The following is a 25657-nucleotide window of genomic DNA, read 5'->3' as shown; positions in this document are numbered from 1 at the left end:
GACTGCCCTGGCTGGCCCACCAGGGTTGCCGTGCCTCGCCCCCTCAGGCCTTCACTGCATGACGCGCCGGTGGCACGTGGCCACCGGCACGCGCTTCCCGCTTACCAGCCGAAGCCGGCACCGACGCCGACCGAGGCGTCATCACTGCTGAACGCACCGCCCAGGGTGACCGTGGCGCGATCGCTGATCGCACGCTGGTAGCCCAGCGACATCGCCGATTCGCCGCCCTGGAAACCGATGCCGACGCCGACCCGGTTCTGGGTGCGGATGCCGGCGGCACTGGTGGCCATGTTCAGCATGGCCGCACTCATCGCGCCCTGGCGGTCGATGCGGCGATCCATGTGGCGCAGGCGTCCATCGACTTCGCCCTTGAACACGTCGAAGCTGTCGGCGACGGCCTGCACGCGGCTGTCGGTGTAGCTGTTGGCGGTGGTGATGCCGCGGTCCAGCTGGCTCTTGTTCACCGCATCGGTGGCGGCCGTACCGGCGGCCACGTTGGTGACCTGGCGTTCGTTGCCCTCGCTGCCCACCGACACGGTGTTGGCACGATCGGCGATCGAACCCTGGCCCAGGGCCACCGCGTTGGCGGCCGAGGCCGTCGCGCCCTGGCCGATGGCAGTGGACGAGGCCGCACTGGCGACTGCGCCCTCACCCACGCTGACCGCACCGACGGCGGCAGCCGGCTGTGCGGCGCTGGTGCCACCCACGCTGGGCTTGGCCGGAATGTCGGTGCGCGATGCCACCGGATCCGACTCGGCCGCGGTGGACAGTTCGGCCACCGACGCCTGCGCGGTGGTGCTGGCGCTGCGCAGGCTGGCCGTGGCGGTGCTGGCGCGGCTGGCGCGGCTGGAACCACCGGCGGTGCGCTGGTCGAGCTCGGTCACCTTGCGATCCAGCGCGCCCAGTGCGTCGCCCACGTTGCTGTAGGTGCTCCCTTGGATCACGTAGTTCGGTGCCACGAACACACCCTGCAGGCCGACGCTGGCGCCACCGCCGAGGAAGCTGGCGGCATCGCTGAGCGACTGGAACAGCTGGCCACCGGTGACCGCCTGGCGGCTGCCGGCGGCGATGCTGCCGGCGCCCACGTTGTCGATCGTGGTGCCATCCATGCCGGACAGGGTCAGGCGATCGCGGCTGGCATCGTCGTAACCGACGGCATTGGCCGTGCTGGTTTCCATGGTGGCGATGCGCGAGTCGAAATCACCCACGCGGGTTTCCACCGCCCCCACGCGCTGGTTGGTCACGTTCAACTGCGAACCGGTGACCGCATCGGTGCTGCCGGCGGCGATGCGGCCATCGGCCACGTTGACGATGCGGCGGGTGGCCGGACCGGCGGTGCCATTGCCACCACCGACCGACACCACGTTGGCTTCCACGGCGCGCGAACCGGCACCCAGGGCCACCGAGTTGTTGCCGGTGACGCCACTGTTGGCACCCAGGGCCAGTGCGGCGTTGCCGATGGCGGTGGCACCGCTGCCGACCGCATTGCTGCGGCTGCCGCTGGCCGTGGCGTTGGCGCCGATGGCCACCGCGTCGGTACCCGACGCCGTTGCCGTGCCGGTGCCGCTGGCCTGGAAGCGCTGGCCGACCGCATCGGCGGTGGCGGCAACCGCATCCAGCTGGCCCTTGTTCACTGCATCACTGGCTTCGGTACCGGCGGCGACGTTGGTGATCTGCCGCTGCGCGGTGGCCGTGCCGACCGACACCGTGTTGGCACGGGTGGCCTGCGAACCGCTGCCCAGCGCGACGCTGTTGGCTGCACTGGCGCTGGCGTTGGCACCCAGTGCGGTGGCGTCGGCTGCATCGGCCCAGGCGTTCCAGCCGATGGCGGTGGCGTAGTCGTCGGTGGCCCAGGCACCGGCGCCGAACGCGGCCGAGCCGGTACCACTGGCACGGGCCGGGATCAGGCCGAAGTAGGTGCTGCCACCGATGGCCACGCTTTCATCGCCGGTGGCCTCGCTGGCATTACCCACGGCCACCGAACCGGCACCGCTGGCGGTGGCGAACACGCCGGCCGCAGTGCTGTTGGCGCCGCTGGCCAGGGTGCCGTAGCCCAGTGCCGAGCCGAGGCGACCGCTGGCTTCACTGTAGCCACCCACGGCGGTGGTGCCATCGGCCGAGGCCGAGGCGCGGAAGCCGCTGGACAGCGACTGTGCGCCGCTGGCGATGGCTTCGGCACCATTGGCGGTGCTGTACACGCCGGTGGCCTGTGCGCCGGCACCGGTCGCGGTGCTGCTCACTTCACTGGCGACCGCGCCACTGCCCAGGGCGGCACTGTCTTCACCGCTGGCCTGAGCGTTAGTGCCGACCGCGGCCGCATTGCCGCCGGTGGCCAGGCTGTTGAAGCCGACCGCAGTAGCGTTGGCCGCAACCGCCGTGGCGCCACTGCCCAGGGCAGTGCTGCCATCGCCGATCGCGTTGGCCGCTTCACCGGCCGCCAGCGCGTTCTCGCCTTCCACGTAGGCACCGGCATCGCTGTCTTCGCTGCCGCTGGCCTGGAAGTACTTGCTGGTGGCTTCGGCGGCGGCGGCCACGGCGTCCAGCTGGTCCTTGTTCACCGCGTCGGTGCCCTCGGTACCGGCGGCCACGTTGGTGATCTGGCGCGTATTGCCCGCACCACCCACCGACACCGTGTTGTCACGGTCGGCAATGGAGTCGGCACCCAGGGCGACGCTGTTGGCGCCCTGCGATTCGGCTGCGTTGCCCAGTGCGGTGCTGTTGGTACCCGGTGCCCAGGCGCCGCCACCGACGGCGGTGGAGTAATCACCCGATGCTTCGGTAGCCAGCAGGCCGAACAACGAACCACCTACGGCCACCGCATTGGTGCCGGTGGCCAGGCTGCCCTGGCCGGTGGCGGTGCTGTAGGCACCCGAGGCTTCGGCATCGCCACCCAGGGCGACGCTGTTGGAACCGGAGGCGTTGGCGAAGTTGCCCAGTGCGGTGGCGTTGAACGCCGATGCGCTGGAATAACCGCCGATGGCCGTGCTGTAACCGCCAGTGGCTTCGGCGCCGATGCCGAACGCCGCCGAGGCGGTGCCGCTGGCCACGCTTTCGCTGCCCACCGCGGTGGATGCCTCGCCGCTGGCGGTGCTGAAGTAGCCCACGGCCACCGCTTCTTCGCCACTGGCTTCGGACAGCACGCCGCTGGCGGTGCTGCCGGCACCACTGGCCACGGCGGCCGCACCGAAGGCGGCACTCTGTTCGCCGCTGGCTTCACTTTCGGCACCGTGCGCAGTGGCGTACTCGCCGGTGGCCTGTGCATTGGCACCGACCGCGCTGGCGTTGGCGGCGGTGGCCAGGGCGTTGAAGCCGATGGCCTGCGCATTGCTGCCGATGGCGTTGGCACCGGCGCCCAGCGCGCTGGCACCGTCACCGATGGCATTGGCCGCTTCACCAGCCGCCAGCGCGTTGTCACCTTCCACATAGGCGCCGGCATCGCTGTCGTCGCTGCCACTGGCCTGGAAGTACTTGCTGGTCGCTTCACCAGCAGCGGCCACTGCATCGAGCTGCGACTTGTTCACCGCATCGGTGGCCTGGGTACCGGCGGCCACGTTGGTGACCTGGCGTTCGTTGCCGGCACTGCCCACCGACACGCTGCCATCGCGGTCAGCGACCGACCCGGCACCCAGCGCGACCGCATTGCTGCCGCTGGCCGTGCTGCCAGCCCCCAATGCGATGGCGCTTTCACCGCCGGCCACCGTGTTGGTGCCGATGGCGATGCTGTTGATGCTGTTGCCCAGTGCCTGGAAGCCCAGCGCCACGCTGTTGGCGCCGTAGCTGAAAGCACCGCGGCCGACCGCCGTGGAACTGGTGCCGTTGGCCCAGCTGTTGTAGCCGATGGCGGTGGCGCCATTGGCACTGGCCCATGCGGCCGGGCCGAATGCCGAGGCGTTGCTGCCGGTAGCCCAGGCGCCGGAACCGAACGCCGTGGCGCCGGCTTCGCTGGCGGTGCTGTAGCCACCCACGGCGGTGCTGTCATCGGCCTTGGCAAACGCGCTGTCGCCGATGGCGACGGCATAGCTGCCGGTGGCGCGCGACTTGCTGCCCGCCGCGAAGCTGTTGTCACCGGTGGCCTGCGCGCCACTGCCGAAGGCGTTGCTGGTCAGCCCAGTGGCCTGCGCCGCGTTGCCCACTGCAGTGGAGCCGGCCGACGCGGTGGTACCCACCTGCACCGGGTTGCCTTCGTCGTCCAGCAGCGGCTGGTTGTACTCGTCGTAGGCCTGGCCCAGGCCACCCACGGCCACCGCGCCATCGCCGTCGGCGAAGGTGTTGCGGCCCAATGCCACGGCATCGGCGCCCAGCGCGCCGGCACCGGCACCCTGCGCCAGTGCACCGGCACCGATGGCATTGCTGGCCGAACCGGCCGCGACCGCACCTGCGCCCTCGGCATAGGCACCGGCATCGGTGCCCTCTTCGGCCTGCGCCTGGAAGAAGTGCGCGGTGGTATCGGCGGTGTCGGCCACCGCGTCGAGCTGCGCCTTGTTCACCGCATCGGTGGCTTCGGTACCGGCGGCCACGCTGGTGATCTGCCGTTCGTTGCCGCTGCTGCCCACGGCCACGCTGTTGTCGCGCACCGCTTCGGAGTTCGCGCCCAGGGCCACGCTGTTGGCGCCACGCGCAGTGGCGTAGAAGCCGACCGCCGTGCTCTGCGCGCCACTGGCCCAGGTCTGTGCGCCCAGCGCGCTGGACTGCTCGCCCGGTGCGTAGGCGAAGTAGCCCACCGCCGTCGCCTCGGCACCCGACGCTTCGGTGAGCGTGCCGTTGGCCGTGGCGTAGTCGCCGCTGGCAATGGCACCGGCGCCGACCGCCGTGGCGGCTTCGCCGCTGGCCTGGGTCTGCACGAAGAAGCCCAGGCCGGGAATCAGGTCGGCCGGGCCACCGATGGCCACGCTGCTGGTGCCGGTGGCCACGCTGCTGGTGCCCAGCGCGGTGGAGTAGTCGCCAATGGCGTTGGACACGGCGCCGAACGCCGCCGACTGCGCACCGCCGGCATAGGCACCCACGCCGTAGGCGCTGGAGGCGAAGCCACCGGCTTCGGCGCTGGCACCGACGGCGGTGCCGCCCACGCCGGCGCTGGTCGCACCGGTATCCACCGGCACGCCGCCGTTGGTGATCAACGGGTTGCCCTGCTCATCCACGGCGGCACCACCGACGGCCACGCTGCCCGGGCCGACGGCCTGCGCGTTGTTGCCGAAGGCGGCACTGTTCTGGCCGCTGGCCAATGCGTTGAAGCCGACCGCGGTGGCGTTGCTGTTGACCGCGGTGGCGCCGCTGCCGAGTGCAGTGGTGCCATTGCCCAGGGCATTGGCGGCCTCACCGGCGGCGGTGGCATTGCTGCCATCGGCGAACGCACCGGCGCTGCTGTCATCGCTGCCGGTGGCCTTGAAGTAGGTGCTGGTGTTTTCGGCCACGCTGGCCACTGCATCCAGCTGGCCCTTGTTCACCGCATCGGTGGCTTCGGTACCGTCGGCCACGTGGGTGATCTGGCGTTCGTTGCCGTCGGCGCCGACGGCCACCGTGTTGTCACGGTCGGCCTGCGAGGCCGCACCGATGGCCACGCTGTTGCTGCCATTGGCGGTGGCGCTGGCGCCCAGTGCGGTGGACTGCGCACCATCGGCCCAGGCGTTCCAGCCGATGGCCGTTGCATAGTCTTCCGTGGCCCAGGCGCCGGCACCGTAGGCCGCCGCACCGTAGCCGCTGGCGCGCGCCGGAATCAGGCCGAAATAGGTGCTGCCGCCGATCGCCACGCTCTCATCGCCGCTGGCTTCGCTGGCCTCACCCACGGCCACCGAACCGGCGCCCGTGGCGGTGGCAAACACGCCGGCCGCGGTGCTGTTGGCGCCGCTGGCCACGGTGCCGTAGCCCAGCGCCGACCCGAGGCGACCGCTGGCTTCGCTGTAACCACCTACCGCGGTGGTGCCATCGGCCGAAGCCGAGGCGCGGAAGCCGCTGGACAGCGACTGCGCGCCACTGGCGATGGCTTCGGCACCGTTGGCGGTGCTGTACACGCCGGTGGCCTGCGCGCCGGTACCGGTCGCGGTGCTGCTCACTTCGCTGGCCACCGCGCCGCTGCCAAGGGCGGCACTGTCGCTGCCGCTGGCCTGCGCGTTGCTGCCCACGGCCGCAGCATTTTCACCGGTGGCCGAGCTGTTGTAGCCCACGGCGGTCGCGTTGGCCGCAATGGCCAGTGCGCCGCCGCCCAGTGCGGTGGTGCCATCGCCGATGGCGTTGGCTGCTTCACCGGCAGCCAGTGCGCTGTCGCCCTCGGCCAGTGCGCCGGCGTCGCTGTCGTCGCTGCCGCTGGCCTGGAAATACTTGCTGGTTGCTTCGGCGGCGGCGGCCACTTCGTCCAGCTGGTTCTTGTTCACCGCATCGGTGCCTTCAGTGCCGGCGGCCACGTTGGTGATCTGGCGCGTGTTGCCTGCGCCACCCACCGACACGGTGTTGTCACGGTCGGCGATGGAATCGGCACCCAGGGCGACGCTGTTGTCGCCCTGCGCTTCGGCGGCATTGCCCAGTGCCGTGCTGTTGGTACCCGGTGCCCACGCGCCGCCACCGACGGCGGTGGAGTAATCGCCCGATGCTTCGGTTGCGAGCAGGCCGAACAGAGCACCACCGACGGCCACGCTGTTGGTGCCGCTGGCAATGCTCGCCTGGCCGGTGGCGGTGCTGTTGGCACCGCTGGCCTGTGCATCACCGCCGACCGCGACGCTGCTGGAGCCGGTGGCGTTGGCGGCATTGCCGACCGCCGTGGCGTTGAATGCAGATGCGTTGGACAGGCCGCCCAGCGCAGTGCTGTAACCGCCCGTGGCTTCGGCGCCGACGCCGAAGCTGGCCGCTGCGGTGCCACTGGCGATGCTGCCGGCACCGATGCTGGTGCTGCCGCTGCCGCTGGCCTGGGCCTGCGCACCGACGGCCGTCGCGCTGTCGGCGCTGGCCTGCGCGGCGCTGCCCAGCGCAGTGGTGTCGTCGCCGCTGGCACTGGCATCGGCGCCGGCGGCCAATGCGCCCTCGCCGTCGATCTGCGCCGCGTCGCTGTCATCGCCAGCACCGTCGGCCTTGAAGTAGCGGCTGCCTTCGGCGGCGGCCGCGGCCAGTGCGGCCTGGGTGGCCTGCGCCTGTGCCTGTGCCTGCGCATCCAGCTGCGCGCGATTCACTGCATCGGTGGCCGCCGTGCCCGCGGCCACGTTGGTGATCTGCCGTTCGTTGCCGCTGGCGCCGACCGACACCGTGTTGGCGCGGTTGGCCGTCGAGCCGGCGCCCAGCGCCACGCTGTTGGCCGCGCTGGCGGTGCTGCCGGTGCCGACCGCAACCGCGTTGCGGCCACTGGCGTTGGCGCTGCCATCAACCACGCACTGGTCGATCACGCTGCTGCTGATCGTTACGCAATTGGCGTTGCCGCCCACTTCCACCGACTGCGCCTGCGCCAGGCTTGTCCAGCCCAGGGCCATCAGCAGGCCCGCGGCAAGCACCGTTGGCGCGCTGCCGCCCTGCTTCTGCCGCTTGTCGACAACCGTACCGGCCTGGTCCGAGGTTGCCAGTTCCGAGGCAACGACCAACTGACCCAATGCTTTGTTCCAGACCTTGCGATAAATCCGATTCATCGATACGGCTCCTGAGTGGACTGGTTTTTAGGCAAAGCAACGCCATCGCTGGGCCATCCGGCCCAACGTCCCCTGGGGGCGTCTATTCGCGTGATTTACGACGGTGTTCGCGCAGAACGCGCAGAGAGGCAAGAGCGCCTTCCGTTGCGCAATGCGTTACTACGAAATGAATGAATTCAAAACGGACTGGCAGTGTTAACGTGAAGATTATCTTCCGTCAAGAGTTTGACGGAACAAAACCTACTGTCGTGAACCAGTTCACCGTTTTATGCGTTTATGCGGTTATTTCGTTAGAACCACGTGAACATGCCATAGAACGTGTAACGCGCTGTAACTCGTGGACAGCACACGATATTCACGCAATACAAACAAAAACCCGCCGGGGTTGCCGGCGGGTTTCCATACGTCATCGAATTGGCGCGTGCGCGGGGCGGACGATCAGCCGCACCAGACGCGTGCGTTGCGGAACATGCGCATCCACGGCGAATCACCCTGCCATTCAGCCGGGGCCCAGCTCAGGTTGAGTGCGCGCGGGGTGCGTTCCGGATGCGGCATCATGATGGTGACGCGGCCATCGGTGCTGGTCAGGCCGGTGATACCGTCCGGCGAACCGTTGGGGTTCAGCGGGTACTGGCTGGCCACGTTGCCGTTGCCATCGATGTAGCGCAGCGACACGCGCGCGGCCGCCTGGTCCACCGCATTGGCGAACACCGCACGGCCTTCGCCGTGGGCCACGGCCACCGGCAGGCGCGAGCCGGCCATGCCACGCAGCAGGATCGACGGCGATTCCACCACCTCCAGCAGCGCGGTGCGGGCTTCGAACTGCTCGCTGGCGTTGCGGCGGAACTGCGGCCAGTGCTCGGCACCGGGAATGATGTCCTTCAGCTGGCTCATCATCTGGCAGCCGTTGCACACGCCCAGCGCGAAGCTGTCTTCGCGGGCGAAGAACGCGGCGAAGGCATCGCGCAGCGCGCTGCGTTCCAGCACCGAGGTGGCCCAGCCACGGCCCGCACCCAGCACGTCGCCGTAGCTGAAGCCGCCGCAGGCGACCAGGCCGGTGAAGTCCTGCAGGGCCACGCGACCTTCGATCAGATCGCTCATGTGCACGTCGAATGCGCTGAAGCCGGCACGTTCGAAGGCGTTGGCCATTTCAATCTGGCCATTCACGCCCTGCTCGCGCAGCACCGCCACGCGCGGGCGCGCACCGGTATTGATGAAGGGAGCAGCCACGTCCTCGGCGAGGTCGAAGCTGAGCTTCGGCTTCAGGCCCGGGGCGTTGAAGGCACGGGCGATCTCGCGCTCGGCGTCGGCGTTTTCCGGGTTGTCGCGGCGCTTCTGCATGGCGTGGGTGACCGACCACCAGGCGTCGAACAGCGCTTCCCAGCGCCACTCGGCCAGGTTTTCGCCGCCCAGCGACACGCGCACCACCGGTGCGGTGGTCGGCTTGGCGATGCGCTGTGCGCACTCGATCAACGCATGGCGCTCGACCAGATCGGCGAACGCGGCGCGGTCTTCGCGGGCGATCTGCACCACCGCACCCAGTTCTTCGTTGAACAGGCTGCGGAACGGATCATCGCCCCAGGCATCGAGGGTGATGTCCAGGCCCAGGCGCGAGGTGAAGGCCATTTCGCACAGCGCGGCGAAGGCACCGCCATCGCTGCGGTCGTGGTACGCACGCAGCAGGCCGGCCTGGCGCGCATCGCGGATCAGTTCGAAGAAGCCACGCAGGCGCTGCGGGTCGTCCAGGTCCGGGGCGGCGCCGGCGAAGGCCGGCAGGTCGCCGTGGTCGGCATGCACCTGGGCCAGGATCGAACCGCCCAGGCGCTGCTTGCCGGCACCGAGGCCGATCAGCCACAACTCGCTGTCCACCTCGCGGTCGAGCAGCGGGGTCAGCTGCTGGCGCACATCGGCCACCGGCGCGAACGCGGAGATGACCAGCGACACCGGCGACACGCTCTTGTGCGCTTCGCCCTGGTCGTGCCACTGCGCCTGCATCGACAGCGAGTCCTTGCCCACCGGAATGCTGATGTCCAGCTGCGGGCACAGTTCCATGCCCACCGCCTTCACCGCGTCGTACAGCAGCGCGTCTTCGCCCGGGTGGCCGGCGGCGGCCATCCAGTTCGCCGACAGCTTGATCTCATCCAGCGCGTCGACCGGGGCCGCGCACAGGTTGGTCAGCGCTTCGCCCACGGCCATGCGCGCCGAAGCGGCGGCATCGAGCAGGGCCAGCGGCGTGCGCTCGCCCAGCGACATCGCTTCGCCGGCCACGCCGTCGAAGTCGGCCAGGGTGATGGCCACGTCGGCCACCGGCAGCTGCCACGGGCCGACCATCTGTTCGCGCGCGGTCAGGCCGCCTACGCTGCGGTCACCAATGGTGACCAGGAAGTTCTTCGACGCCACGGTGGGGTGCGCCAACACGCGCAGACCGGCTTCCTGCAGATCCAGCCCGCCGGTCTTCAGCGCCGGCCAGCGCGGGGCCGGCGGGTGCGCGGTGTCGCGGTGCATCTTCGGCGGCTTGCCGAACAGCACGTCCATCGGCAGATCGATCGGCGCATCGGCCGGGGTGTGGCCCGGCACGGCGCCATAGGCCACCACCAGGTGCTCTTCGGCGGTGGCCACGCCCACCGCAGCGAACGGGCAGCGCTCGCGCGCGCACAGCGCGGCGAACTCGGCCAGGCGCTCCTGGGCCACGCCCAGCACGTAGCGTTCCTGCGATTCGTTGCACCACAGCTGCATCGGCGACAGCGACGGGTCATCGGTGGGCACCTTGCCCAGGTCGATCACGCCGCCCACGTTCGAATCGTGCAGCAGCTCGGGGATGGCGTTGGACAGGCCACCGGCGCCGACGTCGTGGAAGAACTTGATCGGGTTGTTGGCGCCCATCGCTACGCAGCGGTCGATGACCTCCTGGCAGCGGCGTTCCATTTCCGGGTTGTCGCGCTGCACGCTGGCGAAGTCCAGGTCTTCGGCGCTTTCGCCGGAAGCCACCGAACTGGCGGCACCGCCGCCCAGGCCGATCAGCATGGCCGGGCCACCCAGCACGATGACGGCATCACCGGCCTGCAGCTTGATCTTGTCGACCTGGATGCGATCGATCGCGCCCAGGCCACCGGCCAGCATGATCGGCTTGTCGTAGGCGCGGACCAGATCGGCGCCTTCGGGCAGCTCGAAGCTGCGGAAGTAACCAAGCAGGTTCGGGCGGCCGAACTCGTTGTTGAACGCGGCGCCGCCAAGCGGGCCATCGGTCATGATTTCCAGTGCCGGTGCCATGCGCGGGTTCAGCGCGCGCGGCGCTTCCCACGGCTGCGGCAGCTCGGGAATGCGCAGGTGCGAGACCGAGAAGCCGGACAGGCCGGCCTTCGGCTTGCCGCCACGGCCGGTAGCGCCTTCATCGCGGATCTCGCCGCCGTTGCCGGTCGAGGCACCCGGGAACGGCGCGATCGCGGTCGGGTGGTTATGCGTTTCCACCTTGATCTGGAACGCGCTGGGCACCTGCGGCTCGCGGCGGTATTCGCCGGTGGCCGGATCAGGGCGGTAGCGCGAGGCCGGATGGCCTTCGATCACCGCGGCATTGTCGCTGTACGCGCTGAGCGTGTGCTGCGGGGTCTGCTGGTGGGTGTTCTTGATCATGCGGAACAGCGAACGGTCCTGTTCCTGGCCGTCGATGGTCCAGCTGGCGTTGAAGATCTTGTGCCGGCAGTGCTCGGAATTGGCCTGCGCGAACATCATCAGTTCCACGTCCGAGGGCGAGCGGCCCAGCGCGGTGAAGCGTTCGCGCAGGTAGTCGATCTCGTCCTGGGCCATGGCCAGGCCGAGGCGCTGGTTGGCGGCCTCCAGCTGGTCCACCGGCACGCGTTCCAGTTCGCCGCGCGTCGGGCTGCTGAACAGCGCCTGGCCCTGCTCGGCCGATTCCAGCACCGACTGCGTCATCGGGTCATGCAGGGCCTTCACCAGCGCCTGCTGGGCGGCGGCATCGGCCGGCCAGCCCAGCACGTCGATGCGCAGGCCGCGTTCCACCCGGCTGACCGGCTGGCCGGCACCGCGCACCAGTTCGGTGGCCTTGCTGGACCACGGCGACAGCGTGCCCAGGCGGGGCACCACGACGCGGCTTACCGCACCGTCGGCCACGGCCTGCGCCTGCGGCTGGGCTTCCAGGATGCGGCACAGGGTGGCCACGTCGGGCGCGGCCGCGCCTTCGGGCTGCACGAAGTAGACGTGCCAGGCACCACTGATGCGCAGGGAGGGAGCGATGGACTGCAGGCGGGATTCAAGACGTTCGCGGCGGAACGGCGACAGGGCGGGCGCGCCCTCGAGGACCATCATGTCCGGGGAACCGTAGTTGGGAAACGGGCCCGACATTGTACCGGAACCAGGGGGTGGGCTTCGGCCGGGCGGCGCCCGGCACCCGCCGAACCCAGGGCGACAGCCAGAGCCGAAGCAAGAGCCAGAGCAACAGCCGGTTATCCGAGGGTTGGGTGGGGCGGTGTGGGCTTGCAGGACACGCCGTAAATCCATCCATGGAGGCTCGTAGGCGCCATCCATGGCGCCTGCGGTCCTGCAAGCCCACACCGCCCCACCCCTGACAGGTTCCTGCGATCTGCCGGAACTGCACGGGGTCGGATCCCGTTGCTTCGCAACGGGCTCTGACCCCGGATGTGTTGCGATATCTGATCGATCCATCCACGCATGGCGTGGATCTACTGGTCCCGAGAACTTGTCTTTCGTGGCTGGCACGCGCAGGAACCTGTCCAGGGCCGGGCGGGTGGGGTCAGGCGGGGTATCCGCGGCATGGATGCCGCGGCTAAGCCCCCATGGACGGGTTTACGGCGTCCCCGCCTGACCCCACCCGCCCGGCCCTCCCCCAGAAATCCGCTGTTCGCGGCAATCCCCAGCCACGAGGAGGCCCCGCCGATGGCAGCCAACCGCGCGCCAGCGCCGCTCTTCGCGGGAATCCCGGAACCCCGGAATCGCGGAACCATGCGCTGGCTCACGGATTGCCCGGGCAATTGATGACAACGTTGTCCCTACCCGGCCAGCCGGACTCTCTCCCCGGCCCGGCCAGGTACCCCGTCCGCTCCCACCGTCGCCTTCCCCGGCGACGCCCGGACCTGCGTTACGCGCGGTGCCATCGGGGCCCGCGCGCCTCTTGGTCGATCGGAGAAACACCATGTACGACACGTTTGTGCAGAGTGCCGATGTACGCAGTGCCGAACATTCCCGCCGCCGCTGTCGCCCGCGCCGCCTGGCCTGGCTGCTGGCCCTGGCCGCCGGGGCCGCCGCCCTGCCCGGCCTGGCCCAGGCCGCCAGCTGTGCCGGCGTGGCCGAATGGGACCAGGCCAAGATCTACCGGGCCGGCGACACCCTGCAGAAGGCCGGCGTGCTCTACCGGGCCAACCAGGACATCTGGAACGCCCCACCGGACCACCCGGCCGGGGCGCCCTACTACACCAACCTGGGCGCCTGTGATGGCAGCGGCGCCAACCAGCCGCCGGTCGTCAGCCTGACCTCCCCGACCAATGGCGCCAGCTTCAGCGCGGGCAGCACGATCACGGTCAGCGCTACCGCCAGCGACGCCGACGGCAGTGTCAGCAAGGTCGAGTTCTTCCGCGATGGCAGCTCGATCGGTGTGGATACCAGCGCGCCGTACAGCGCCAGCTGGGCCAACGCCAGCGCCGGCAGCCATACCCTGCGCGCGGTCGCCACCGACAACAACAACGCCACCACCAGCACCCCCACCATCACCATCACGGTGAACGCGGCCAGCGGCGATACCACTGCGCCCAGCGTGCCCGGCGGCCTGGCGGTGGGAACGCGCACGTCCAGCAGCATCGCGCTCAGCTGGAGCCCGTCCACCGACAACACCGGCGGCAGCGGTGTGGCCGGCTACGACGTGTACCGCAACGGCAGCCTGGTCGGCTCGCCGTCCAGCGCCAGCTATGTCGACGGCGGCCTGACGGCCTCCACCACCTACAGCTACCGCGTGCGCGCCCGCGACAACGCCGGCAATGCCTCGGCGCAGGGCACCGCGACCAGCGCCACCACCCTGGCCGACAGCGGCGGCGGTACCGGCAAGCGGGTCATCGGCTACTTCACCCAGTGGGGCATCTATGGCCGCAACTACCGGGTGAAGAACATCGACAGCAGCGGCTCGGCCGCCCGTCTCACCCACATCAACTACGCCTTCGGCAACGTGCGCAACAACCGCTGCGAAGTGGGCGTCACCCAGGCCTCCGATCCGAACACCGGCGTGGGCGGCGATGCCTTCGCCGACTACACCAAGGCCTTCGGTGCCGGCGAAAGCGTGAGCGGCAGCGCCGATACCTGGGACCAGCCGCTGCGCGGCAACTGGAACCAGTTGAAGCAGCTGAAGGCGAAGTACCCCAACGTGAAGGTGCTGATCTCACTGGGCGGCTGGACGTGGTCGCGTGGGTTCTCCAGCGCCGCACAGCCGGCCAACCGGCAGGCGTTCGTGGCCTCGTGCATCGATGCCTACATCAAGGGCAACCTGCCGGTGACCGACGGCGCCGGCGGCACCGGTGCGGCGCTGGGCGTGTTCGACGGCATCGACATCGACTGGGAATACCCGGTGGCCTGTGGCCTGGCCTGCGGCACGCCGGAGGACAACGCCAACTTCACCGCGCTGCTGGCCGAGTTCCGCCGCCAGCTGGATGCGGTGCGCCCCGGGCTGCTGTTGACCGTGGCGGTGGGTGCCGGCATCGACAAGGTGCGGGTGACCGACCCGGCCGCGTACCACCCGTACCTGGACTACATCAACGTGATGACCTACGACTTCCACGGCGCGTGGGATGCGAAGACCAACCACCACTCGGCGCTGTTCGATTCGCCCAATGATCCGTCCACCGGTGATACCGCGCTGTACAACAGCAACGATGCGATCGAGGCGTTCATCAGCCGCGGCGTGCCGGCAGCCAAGTTGAACCTGGGCATCGGCTACTACGGGCGTGGCTGGACCGGCGTGGCCAATGCCAACAACGGGCTGTACCAGACCGCCAGCGGTGCGGCACCGGGCACCTACGAGGCCGGCATCGAAGACTGGAAGGTGCTGAAGAACCTGGCGTGGTCCAGTTACACCGACAACACCGCCGGTGCCACCTGGATCTACAACGGCAGCACGCTGTGGAGCTTCGACACCCCGGCCAACATCACCCGCAAGATGGGGTACGTGAAGACCCAGGGCCTGGGCGGCGCGTTCGTCTGGGAATTCAGCGGCGACGATGCGCAGGGCACGCTGACCAAGGCGGTCAGTGATGGCTTGAAATAAGGAAAACGTGTGACATCCGCCGGGCATTGCCCGGCGCTACCAACGCGATCCACGGTAGCGCCGGGTCACGCCCGGCGGCTTTGCAATCAACGCTTGGCCGACAGCTTTTCCAGCGCGGCGCGCAGCTGTGCCGGCGGCAGGTAGCCGCCCAGCTGGGTGCCGTCGGGCGCGAAGATGGCCGGCGTGCCATTCACGCCCAGCTGCTGGCCCAGTGCGTACTGCATGGCCACCGGGTTGGTGCAGTTCTTGGCCGGCACACTGCCGCCGCGCTTGGCATTGGTCAGCGCCTGGCGGCGATCAGCCGCGCACCAGACCGAGATCATGTCGGTGTAGTCCTTGCTGCCCAGCCCCATGCGCGGGAACGCCAGGTATTCGACGGTGATGCCGTTGCGGTTGAGCTCGGCGATGTCCTGGTGCAGCTTGCGGCAGTACCCGCACTCAATGTCGGTGAACACGCTGATGGTGTACTTGGCATTCGGCGCGGCGAACACGATGCGGTCGCCATGGTTGGCCTTGGCCAGCAGGCCACGCCGGTAATCCAGCAGCCCCGCGCTGTTGGCCGGCCCGCGCGCCTGGGTGTCATACGGCTGCGACTGGAACAGATAGCGGCCATCGTCGGAGACGTACAGCAGCTGGCCCGACACCAGCACTTCGCGGAAGCCGGGGAACGGCGCGGCGCCGATGTAGTCGATGGTGAAGCCCGGGTTCAGCGCCGACAGCGCGGTACGCACTGCCTGTTCGGCGGCAGGGTTGGCCGCCGCCGGCCGGGGGGCCGCAGCAGCTGGTGCCTTGGCGGCAGGCGGCGCCGGCTGTGCACAGGCGGTCAGGCTGAGCGCGCCGAACACAGCGGCAATGGCGAATCGGAGCATGGAGCAACCTGCTGGGAAGATGACTTGCGATTCTGACACAGGCCCGGCAGCGGCACCGCGAACGCGAGCACACACCCGCGCGCGGGTTCAGCCGCCCGCTCAGCCGCGTGGGTGGTGGCGGGCGTGCAGCTGCTGCAGGTGCTCGCGCGCCACCAGCGTGTAGATCTGGGTGGTGGACAGCGAGCTGTGGCCCAGCAGCATCTGCAGCGCGCGCAGGTCTGCACCGCGGTTCAGCAGGTGGGTGGCGAAGCTGTGGCGCAGGCCATGCGGGCTGATCCGCGCCGGATCGATGCCGGCCACCTGCGCGTGCCGCTTGACCAGGTGCCAGAACGCCTGCCGGGTGAGTGCGTGCAGGCTGGGTTCGATGAACAACGGCGTCTGCCCATCGGCAAGCGCCTGCACTCTGCCCTTGCCCACCATCAGCGGGCGCGCGTCGTGCAGGTAACGTTCCAGCCAGTGCTGCGACTCTTCGCCCAGCGGCACCAAGCGTTCCTTGCTGCCCTTGCCGGTCACCCGCAGCACGCCCTGGCGCAGGTTCACGGCCGTGGCCGGCAGCAGCACCAGTTCGCTCACGCGCAGGCCCGCGGCGTACATCAGTTCCAGCATGGCGCGGTCGCGCAGGCCCAGTGGGCTGTCGATATCCGGTGCCGCCAGCAGCGCATCGATCTGGCTCTCGGCCAGGGCCTTGGGCAGCAGGCGCGGCAGCTTCGGCGGATCCAGCAGCGCACTGGGGTCCTCGCTGCGCTCGCCGCGGCGCACCGCATCGGCGAAGAAGGCGCGCAGCGCCGACAGCAGACGGGCGTTGCTGCGCGGCGACCAGCCATGACGCGTGCGCCAGGCCAGGTAATCGAACAGGCCCGGGCGCTCTACCCCGGCCAAGCCGCCATCGCGACCGTCCAGCCAGCGCGCCAGGCCTTCCAGATCGCGCCGGTAGCTGTCCAGGGTGGCGCGGGCCAGGCCGTTCTCGGCCCAGGCCGCGTCCAGGAAACGCTGGATGCGCGCACTGTCTTCGCCGCGCGGCTCGGGCAGTTGCTGGACCAGTTGGCGACGCTCGGCGGGGGTGGAAACAACGGCCATGCACGCAGGATACGTGGGCCGCTGCGGGCAGGGCCAGCTTTGCGTATGCTCGGCGCATGTCCAGCCCCGCCAGTGAAACGGCCCCCGTGGCCGCGCCCGGTTCCGATCGCCCACGCACATTGCTGCTGTGGCGCCTGCTGGCCCTGTTCTACGACCTGTGGCCGGTGCTGGCGCTGTGGATGCTGGCCGGCACGGTGTTCACCGTGGCCTATACGGTCAGCGGCCACGCGCAGCGCGACAACATCGCACCGTTCAGCGCCTGGCAGTGGCTGCTGTGGGCGGTGTGCTGGGTCATCACCGGTGCCTATGCCACGGCCAGCTGGCGGCGCGGCGGGCAGACGCTGGGCATGCGTCCGTGGCGGCTGAAGCTGGAAACGCGCGATGGCACGGCGCTGCGGCGCGGCCAGTTGTGGCGGCGTTTCGCCATGGGCACGCTGTCGCTGCTGCTGGGCGGGCTGGGGTTCTGGTGGGCGTGGCTGGATCGCGAACGCCTGACCTGGCACGACCGCGCCAGTGGCACCCGCATGGTGCGGGTGCCCAAGCGCTGAAGGAATCCGCCGGGCATGGCCCGGCGCTACCACCGCACGCGGGTCAGGCGTCGGGCAGGATCACCGCCGGCTGTGCCCACAGCTCGAAGAACTGCGACGAGAACGCGGTGGCCTTGACGTCATCGGGCACCGGAATCTTGCCGTTGAGCTTGCCCTGGGCCTTGGCGAATTCCTGCCACAGCTTCAGGCTGGCCTTCTTCAGGCGCTTCTGCTCACCGGCATCGCTGGCGGCCAGGTACTGCGCGTACAGATCGCGCATCGGCTTGCCCTGTTCCTCGAACGCGGCCGGCAGCTCGGGCAGGCTGGTTTCGGTGAACTCAACGGTTGCCTGCGGCGGCTGGTAGCCCGCGGGCCCGAAGGCGGCCCGCAGATCGTCCTCGGCGTCCAGGTATTCGAAGAAACCGGGCACGTTGAAGAGCTTGGTGCGGTAGTCCGACGACGTGTCCGGGCTGTTGGAGACCACCGTGGTCGGCAGTTCACCCAACAGGCCCACATCCCAGCTGCGCGGAATGAACAGGCCGGTCGCCTTCACGTACGGGCCGTCGATCACCACGTCATTGAGCTCGACCTTCGACGCCAGCCCGCCGGAATCGGTCTTGCGGGTGACGTACTGCTCGGTGACGATCACGTACTCGCCCAGCGTCGGGTTGATCAGGCCACCGATGCCATCGGCATAGACCACCATGCGCACCGTGCCGATCTTCTCGCTCTGCAGCCGGTGCTGGCCGGGCTCCAGGCTGACCGGTACCGTGGTGTGCGCCGGAATGACGTGCGGCTGCGCGTCGATGGTCAGGGTGACCGGCGTGTCGGTGGGGTTGTCGATCTCGAAATCGACCGGACCAGAACAGCCCACCAGCAACAGCAGGGCGGCAAGCGAGGGAAACAGACGTGCGCGGATCATGTTCATCCTTGAAGTGAAGCGAGATGCGCAACGCGCGCGCTCGCGGTGAAGGCAGGGCCCGCGCGGAAAGGCGCGGACCTGCCGGGTCCATTGAAACGGGGTGAGGGCGGCCTGCGGCCGCGCCGACGCTACCGGCGCCTGAACAGCCAGCCGGACACGGCCAGCATGACGATGGGCGGCAATGCGTAGGCAATGCGGTAATCGAACTTCAACGCACCGGCCATGCGGCCGAAGAACAACTGCAGCAGCCAGAAGCCCAGCGCGAACAGGATGCCCAGGAACAGGCGCTTGCCCATGCCGCCGCTGCGCAGCGAACCGAAGGCGAACGGCACGGCGGCCAGGCACAGCGCCAGCACGTTCACCGGGTAGAACCAGCGGCTCCAGTACACATCCTCGAAATCACGCGCATCCAGGCCGTTGCGTTCGCGGTAGGCAATGCTGGTGCTCAGCTCGGACACGCTCAGGTTGCGCGGCTTGGCGATGCCGGTGGCCAGCGCGCCGGCATCCAGCTTCGAATTCCAGGGTTCGCGGGCCACTTCCTGGCGGGTGGCCGAGCGTTCGCCGAAGGTATCGCGGCGCACGCCGGTCAGCACCCAGCCGTCCTTGTCGTGCTCGGCAGTGGCGGCATGGGTGAGCGTGGCGATGCGGCCGTCGTCGGCAATCTGGTACAGGCGTACATCGCGCAGGATCAGCCGCGTGCCCTTCTCGCCCACCAGCTGCTCTTCGCCGCTGGCCGCGTTCAGGAAGGTGTCGCCCTCGCGCGCCCACATGCCCGAATAGCGGGCCACGGCGATGTCGGTGCCCCACTTGGCACTCATCTTCAGCGCATCGGCACGGTTCTGGCCCCACGGGCCCAGGGTCTCGGCGCTGATCACCATCAGCCCGGTCAGCAGCGACAGGGCGATGGCCACCGACACGCTCAGGCGCTTGCGCGACAGCCCCAGCGCGCGCAGCGCGGTCAGCTCGGAGGTGGCCGCCAGCTGGCCCAGGCCCATCAGGGCACCGATTACCGCGGCGGTGGGGAAGAAGGTGTAGGCGCGGCGGGGCACGGTGTACAGCACCCATGCCGCGGCGTGGCCCAGCGAATAGCCGTTCTTGCCGATGTCCTTGAACTCACCGGAGAAGGCCATCACCACGTCCAGGCCGGTCAGCACCGCCCAGGTGAGCAGCACGGTGGTGAACACCGCACGGCCCAGGTAGAAATCGAAACGCATCGGGCGCAGCTTCATGCGCGGCCTCCCTTCGGGCGGGCCAGGCGGCCATCGCGCGCGTACATCCAGATGGCGAACGCCAGCAGCGGCAGGGTCAGCCACCACAGGCCCAGCGCGCCGGGAATCCTGCCGTCGGCGATCCAGCCGGCGCCGATGAAGGTCAGGTTGGTGCCCACCATGTAGGCCAGCAGGGCCAGCATCATGCGCCCGTAGCGCTGCTGGCGCGGCGAGCTGCGCCCCAGCGGCACGGTCAGCAGGGCGAAGGCCAGCGCGATCAGCGGCGGTGCCAGGCGGCGGTGCAGCTGGGCCTGGGCCTCGGGGCGGTCATCGCCAATCAACTTCGTGGTCGCCATCAGCTCCGGATCATCGTCCTTGCGCGCCTCGGTACCGTCGGGCAAGGCCACGTCATTGCGGGCGAAGGTGGCCAGCCGGTAATCCAGCGCGCCGGCCAGCGGGCCCTCCAGCTGGTGGCCGTCGTCCAGTTCCAGGAAGCGCTGGCGCGCCCCTTCGAAGTACATGCGGCCGCTGGCGGCGGACACCACTTCCAGGCGGTCGTCCTTCTGCCGCTGCAGGAACACCTTGCCCAGCTGGGTGCCATCGGGCGAGATCGAGGACAGGTAGACCACCCCGCCATTGGGCAGCGGGGTGAACCGCCCGGGCTCCAGGCCGGCCATCAGCACGCTGCGGTTGGCGTCCTGGATCATCTGTTCGGCGGTGCGCCCGGCCCAGGGGCCCAGCCACAGCGAACAGGCGCCCACCACCAGCACCACCGGCACCACCAGCATCAGCAGAGGGCGCAGCAGGCGCTTGGGGCCCACGCCAATGGCGGTGATCACCGCCATTTCCGAATCGCGGTAGAGCCGGGCGATGGCCAGCAGCAGGCCCAGCATCAGCGCCAGCGGCAGGATCAGCGGCATGTAGGCGATGAACTGCAGGCCCAGCTGTGAGAACAGCAGCTTGGCCGGCAGGCGTCCGTCGGCGATGTTGCCGAGGATGTCCACCAGCACGCCGCCCACGCTGACCACCAGCAGGACGATCAGGGTAGCCAGGAAACTCTGGACGAAATCGCCCAGCAGGTATCGGTCGAGCTTCAGCATGGGGCGGTGGTTTAAACTCTGGGGTTCGTTCGCGGTGCCGCCCAGTCTACTGTCTGGGCGTAAACGGCCTGCGATTGTACGGACTCGCCAATGGAATCTGCTCAATGGCCCTCGAATTCACCCTGAACCACCTCGCTCCGGCTGCCGCCACCGTTGACTGCCTGGTGGTCGGCGCCTATGCCGACCACAGCCTGACCCCGGCCGCGCAGGCGCTGGACGCCGCCAGTGGCGGCCGCCTGGCCGCCCTGGCCCAGCGCGGCGACCTGTCCGGCAAGACCGGCGCCACCACCCTGCTGCACGACCTGCCGGGCGTGACCGCCCCCCGCGTACTGGTGGTCGGCCTGGGCGATGCCGCCCGTTTCGGCGTGCCGCAGTACCTGAAGGCCATTGGCGACGCCGTGCGCGCGCTGAAGGCCGGCGCCGCCCGCAGCGCGCTGTTCACCCTGTCCGAAGTGGCCATCAAGGACCGCGACGCGGCCTGGGCGATCCGCCAGGCGGTCATTGCTGCCGATCACGCCGCCTACCGCTACACCGCCACCCTGGGCAAGAAGAAGGCCGATGACGCCGGTCTGGCCCAGCTGGCCATCGCCGGTGATGACGCCCAGGCCCTGGCCCAGGGCCAGGCCATCGCCGCCGGCGTGGAGTTCGCCCGCGAGCTGGGCAACCTGCCGCCGAACTACTGCACTCCGGCCTACCTGGCTGAAGTGGGCGTGAAGTTCGCCGGTGAGCACGAGGGTGCCGAAGCCGACATCCTCGACGAGACCCAGATGGAAGCGCTGGGCATGGGCTCGCTGCTGGCCGTGGCCCGTGGCTCGGCCAACCGCCCGCGCCTGGTCGTGCTCAAGTGGTCCGGCGGCGGTGACGCCAAGCCGTACGTGCTGGTCGGCAAGGGCATCACCTTCGATACCGGTGGCGTGAACCTGAAGACCCAGGGCGGCATCGAGGAAATGAAGTACGACATGTGCGGTGGCGCCAACGTCATCGGCACCTTCGTCGCGGCCGTGAAGGCCAAGCTGCCGCTGAACCTGGTGGTGGTGGTGCCGGCCGTGGAAAACGCCATTGACGGCAATGCCTACCGCCCGTCCGACGTGATCACCTCGATGTCGGGCAAGACCATCGAAGTCGGTAACACCGACGCCGAAGGCCGCCTGATCCTGTGCGATGCGCTGACCTACGCACAGCGCTTCGAACCGCAGGCCCTGGTGGACGTGGCCACCCTGACCGGCGCCTGCATGGTCGCCCTGGGCCACCAGACCGCCGGCCTGATGAGCAAGCACGACGACCTGGCCAACGAACTGCTGGCCGCTGGCGAGCATGTGTTCGACCGCGCCTGGCGCCTGCCGCTGTGGGACGAGTACCAGCCGATGCTGGATTCGACCTTCGCCGACGTCTACAACATCGGCGGCCGCTGGGCCGGCGCCATCACCGCCGGCTGCTTCCTGTCGCGCTTTGCCGAAGGGCAGCGCTGGGCGCACCTGGACATCGCCGGCGTGGCCAGCGATGAAGGCAAGCGTGGCATGGCCACCGGCCGCCCGGTGGGCCTGCTCAGCCAGTGGCTGCTGGACCAGGTCGCCCGCGCCTGATGCCGTACCTGCCCCTGGCCGGCGCCCGCCGGCCGGGGCATCCTCCGGCCTGCCCCCGCCCGGCACGCCGGGCCCCTGCCCGACCCGGACCCTGCCATGCCCCGCGCTGATTTCTACCTGATCGCCAAGCCCCGTTTCCTGACCGAGCCGCTGCGCCTGGTCTGCGAACTGGCGCGCAAGGCCAACGACGCCGGGCTGCCCGCCCTGGTGCTGGCCCGCGACCAGGCCCAGGCCGAAGAACTGGACGAACTGCTCTGGTCCTTCGACGAGGACGCCTATATCCCGCACCAGATCGTGGGCGAGGACGTGGACGAGGAAGAGGCCGTGGTGCTCATTTCCATCCCCGGCGACGAAGCGCCGATGCGCCCGCTGGTGATCAACCTGCGCGACGAGCCCTGGCTGGGTCAGTGCGAGCGCGTGCTGGAAGTGGTACCGGCCGACCCGGAAGCGCGCGAACCGCTGCGCGAGCGCTGGCGCCAGTACAAGACCGCCGGCTACGACCTGAACAAGCACGACATGTAAGGCCGCGCCGGCCCCCTTGATGGGCCGCTGCCGCGCCCTGATCCTTCAACGATTACCTCCTGGTTCCCCCGCATGACCCAACTCGCCTCCAGCTACGACCCGACGTCCTTCGAGACCGACCTCTACAAGGCCTGGGAAGACGCCGGCCACTTCAAGCCGTCCGGCCAGGGTGAGCCCTACACCATCCTGCTGCCGCCGCCGAACGTGACCGGCACCCTGCACATGGGCCATGCTTTCCAGCAGACCCTGATGGATGCGCTGGTGCGCTACCACCGCATGCGCGGCTACGACACGCTGTGGCAGGTCGGTACCGACCACGCCGGCATCGCCACCGAAATGGTGGTCAGCCGCAACCTGGCGCTGGAAGGCAAGGGCGAGACCCGCGATTCGCTGGGCCGCGAAGGCTTCATCGGCAAGGTGTGGGAGTGGAAGCAGCAGTCCGGTGACACCATCGAGCGGCAGATGCGCCGGCTGGGCACCTCGGCCGACTGGTCGCGCAGCACCTTCACCATGGACCCGCAGCCGTCTGCAGCGGTGGTCGAGGCCTTTGTGCGCTGGCACGAACAGGGCCTGATCTACCGCGGCCAGCGTCTGGTGAACTGGGACCCGGTGCTGAAGACCGCCATTTCCGACCTGGAAGTGGAGAGCGCCGAGGAAGACGGCTTCCTGTGGTCGATCGCCTACACGCTGGACGAGGGCCTGAGCTACGAGCACGTCGAGCGCGATGCCGACGGCGCGGAAACGCTGCGCGAAACCCGCGATTACCTGGTCGTGGCCACCACCCGCCCGGAAACCCTGCTGGGCGACACCGCGGTGATGGTGCACCCGGAAGACGAGCGCTATGCGCACCTGATCGGCAAGCAGGTGGTGCTGCCGCTGACCGGCCGCCGTGTGCCGGTGATCGCCGATGACTACGTGGACCGCGCGTTCGGTACCGGCGTGGTCAAGGTCACCCCGGCGCACGATTTCAACGATTACCAGGTGGGCGTGCGCCACAGCCTGCCGATGATCAACCTGTTCACCCCGGTGGCGGCGCTGAATGAAAACGCGCCCGAACGCTTCCAGGGCCTGGACCGCTACGAAGCGCGCAAGGCCGTGCTGGCCGAACTGGAAGACCTTGGCATCCTGGTGGAAACCAAGGCGCACAAGCTGCAGGTGCCGCGCGGCGACCGCACCGGCCAGGTGATCGAGCCCTACCTGACCGACCAGTGGTTCGTGAAGATGGACGAACTGGCGCGTCGTGGCCTGGAACTGGTCGAGAACGGCAGCATCGCGTTCGTGCCGCCGAACTGGATCAACACCTACCGCCACTGGATGACCAACATCCAGGATTGGTGCATCAGCCGCCAGCTGTGGTGGGGCCACCGCATTCCGGCCTGGTTCGATGCCGCCACCGGCAGCTGCTACGTGGGCCGCAGCGAAGACGAAGTGCGCGCGAAGAACAATCTCGGCAGCGACGTGCTGCTGAGCCAGGAAAGCGACGTGCTGGAAACCTGGTTCTCCTCGCAGATCTGGCCGTTCTCGACCCTGGGCTGGCCGAACGAGCAGGCCATGGCCGAGCGTGGTTTCGACCGCTACCTGCCGTCGTCGGTGCTGGTCACCGGCTTCGACATCATCTTCTTCTGGGTGGCGCGCATGATCATGGCCACCGACAACCTGACCGGGAAGATCCCGTTCAAGGACGTCTACTTCACCGGCCTGATCCGCGACGGCCAGGGCCAGAAGATGTCCAAGAGCAAGGGCAACGTGCTCGACCCGCTGGACATCATCGACGGCATCAGCATCGACGACCTGGTGGCCAAGCGCACCGGCGGCCTGATGCAGCCGAAGATGGTGGAGAAGATCGAGAAGGCCACCCGCAAGGAGTTCCCGGACGGCATTGCCGCCCACGGTGCCGACGCGCTGCGCTTCACCATCGCCGCGCTGGCCACCCACGGCCGCGACATCAAGTTCGACATGAACCGCGCCGAGGGCTACAAGAACTTCTGCAACAAGCTGTGGAACGCCAGCCGCTTCACCCTGATGAACACCGAGGGTGCTGCGTTCACCGGCGTGCCGACCCCGCGCACCGATGCCGAGCGCTGGATCCTGGCGCGCCTGGCCGCGGTGTCGGCCGAGGCGCAGGGCCATTACGCCAATTACCGCTTCGACCTGCTGGCGCAGTGCCTGTATGAGTTCGCCTGGAACGAGTTCTGCGACTGGTTCCTGGAACTGAGCAAGCCGGCGCTGAACGGTGCCGACGCCGCCGATGCCGACAGCACCCGCCACACCCTGCTGTACGTGCTGGAAGCGCTGCTGCGCCTGCTGCACCCGCTCACCCCGTTCATTACCGAACAGCTGTGGCAGCAGCTGGCCCCGCGCCTGGGCCTGGCCGAAACCACGCTGTCGCTGCGCCCGTACCCCACCGCCGACGAATTCGCCGGAGACTTCGCCCAGGCCGAGGCCGACGTGGAATGGCTGAAGGCGGTGATCAGCGCGGTGCGCCGTGTGCGCAGCGAACTGAACGTGGCCCCGTCCAAGCTGGTGCCGCTGCGCCTGCAGGCCGGCCTCGAACAGGATCGCGTGCGCATCGAACGCTTCAGTGCCTCGCTGTCGTTCCTGCTGAAGCTGGACAGCATCCAGTGGCTGGCCGAAGGCGAAAGCGCACCGCCGGCCGCCGCCGCGATTGTGGGCGAGCTGAAGCTGCTGGTGCCGCTGGAAGGCCTGGTCGACCTGGATGCCGAGCGTGCGCGCCTGGACAAGGAGATCAAGCGCGTGGAAGGCGAGAAGGAAAAGAGCGAGACCAAGCTGGCCAAGTTCACCGACAAGGTGCCGGCGGCCGTGGTCGAGCAGGAGCGCGTGCGCCTGGTCGACTGGAACACCCAGTTGGCGGGCCTGCAGGAACAGCGCGCGAAGCTGTAACGCTGCACGGGTGGGATGTGCCAACCAAGGTTGGCACCTACCTCACCGGGTTCTGGTAGGTG

Annotated in this window: 12 protein-coding genes; 5 read left to right on the top strand and 7 right to left on the bottom strand. The window is 69.1% G+C overall.

Going from position 1 to position 25657, the window contains the following annotated elements; all coding sequences use genetic code 11:
• Nucleotides 1–101: 101 nt before the first annotated feature.
• Together C1931_RS03055 and purL are read right to left on the bottom strand one after the other, a co-directional pair.
• Nucleotides 102–7604 carry an ESPR-type extended signal peptide-containing protein gene (locus tag C1931_RS03055; RefSeq protein WP_108755371.1) on the bottom strand — a complete coding sequence of 2501 codons (7503 nt, stop codon included), beginning with the start codon at nt 7602–7604 and terminating at the stop codon, nt 102–104.
• A 438-nt stretch (nt 7605–8042) separates the two neighbouring features.
• Nucleotides 8043–11927 (bottom strand): phosphoribosylformylglycinamidine synthase, encoded by a 3885-nt coding sequence (gene purL, locus C1931_RS03050; protein ID WP_108755370.1) that lies wholly within the window; start codon nt 11925–11927, stop codon nt 8043–8045.
• Between the two features lie 844 nt (nt 11928–12771).
• Between purL and C1931_RS03045 the strand changes: the two genes are divergently transcribed.
• Complete coding sequence (locus tag C1931_RS03045; protein WP_108755369.1) at nt 12772–14886, top strand: glycosyl hydrolase family 18 protein; 2115 nt, start codon at nt 12772–12774, stop codon at nt 14884–14886.
• Nucleotides 14887–14972: 86 nt separating this feature from the next.
• Here the strand turns inward: C1931_RS03045 and C1931_RS03040 are convergent, their stop codons facing one another.
• Nucleotides 14973–15755, bottom strand: coding sequence for a DsbC family protein (locus tag C1931_RS03040; RefSeq protein ID WP_108748466.1), 783 nt, complete (start codon nt 15753–15755; stop codon nt 14973–14975).
• Between the two features lie 99 nt (nt 15756–15854).
• Nucleotides 15855–16832, bottom strand: a complete 978-nt coding sequence (xerD, locus tag C1931_RS03035) for a site-specific tyrosine recombinase XerD (protein WP_108752128.1) — start codon at nt 16830–16832, stop codon at nt 15855–15857.
• A gap of 56 nt (nt 16833–16888) precedes the next feature.
• On the opposite strand from xerD, the gene C1931_RS03030 reads away from it, so the two are divergent.
• Nucleotides 16889–17380: an RDD family protein gene (locus tag C1931_RS03030; protein ID WP_108755368.1), complete on the top strand. Its 492-nt coding sequence runs from the start codon at nt 16889–16891 to the stop codon at nt 17378–17380.
• Between the two features lie 43 nt (nt 17381–17423).
• On the opposite strand, the gene C1931_RS03025 is transcribed toward C1931_RS03030, so the two are convergent.
• From C1931_RS03025 to lptF, 3 genes are all read right to left on the bottom strand, one after another.
• Nucleotides 17424–18281, bottom strand: a complete 858-nt coding sequence (locus C1931_RS03025) for a hypothetical protein (RefSeq protein WP_108757632.1) — start codon at nt 18279–18281, stop codon at nt 17424–17426.
• A 128-nt stretch (nt 18282–18409) separates the two neighbouring features.
• A complete protein-coding gene (lptG, locus tag C1931_RS03020; RefSeq protein WP_108755367.1) occupies nt 18410–19510 on the bottom strand; it encodes an LPS export ABC transporter permease LptG in 1101 nt (366 codons plus the stop codon).
• Complete coding sequence (lptF, locus tag C1931_RS03015) at nt 19507–20589, bottom strand: LPS export ABC transporter permease LptF (protein ID WP_108755366.1); 1083 nt, start codon at nt 20587–20589, stop codon at nt 19507–19509. Before lptF ends, lptG begins: the two co-directional genes overlap by 4 nt.
• Nucleotides 20590–20693: 104 nt before the next feature.
• Between lptF and C1931_RS03010 the strand changes: the two genes are divergently transcribed.
• From C1931_RS03010 to C1931_RS03000, 3 genes are all read left to right on the top strand, one after another.
• Nucleotides 20694–22172, top strand: a complete 1479-nt coding sequence (locus C1931_RS03010; protein ID WP_108755365.1) for a leucyl aminopeptidase — start codon at nt 20694–20696, stop codon at nt 22170–22172.
• A 96-nt stretch (nt 22173–22268) separates the two neighbouring features.
• Nucleotides 22269–22694: a DNA polymerase III subunit chi gene (locus C1931_RS03005; protein ID WP_108745936.1), complete on the top strand. Its 426-nt coding sequence runs from the start codon at nt 22269–22271 to the stop codon at nt 22692–22694.
• Nucleotides 22695–22766: 72 nt separating this feature from the next.
• Nucleotides 22767–25595, top strand: a complete 2829-nt coding sequence (locus C1931_RS03000) for a valine--tRNA ligase (protein WP_108755364.1) — start codon at nt 22767–22769, stop codon at nt 25593–25595.
• Nucleotides 25596–25657 lie beyond the last annotated feature (62 nt).

Source organism: Stenotrophomonas sp. YAU14A_MKIMI4_1, assembly GCF_003086855.1.
GTDB lineage: Bacteria > Pseudomonadota > Gammaproteobacteria > Xanthomonadales > Xanthomonadaceae > Stenotrophomonas.
This window is presented reverse-complemented; position numbering and strand designations above follow the sequence as displayed.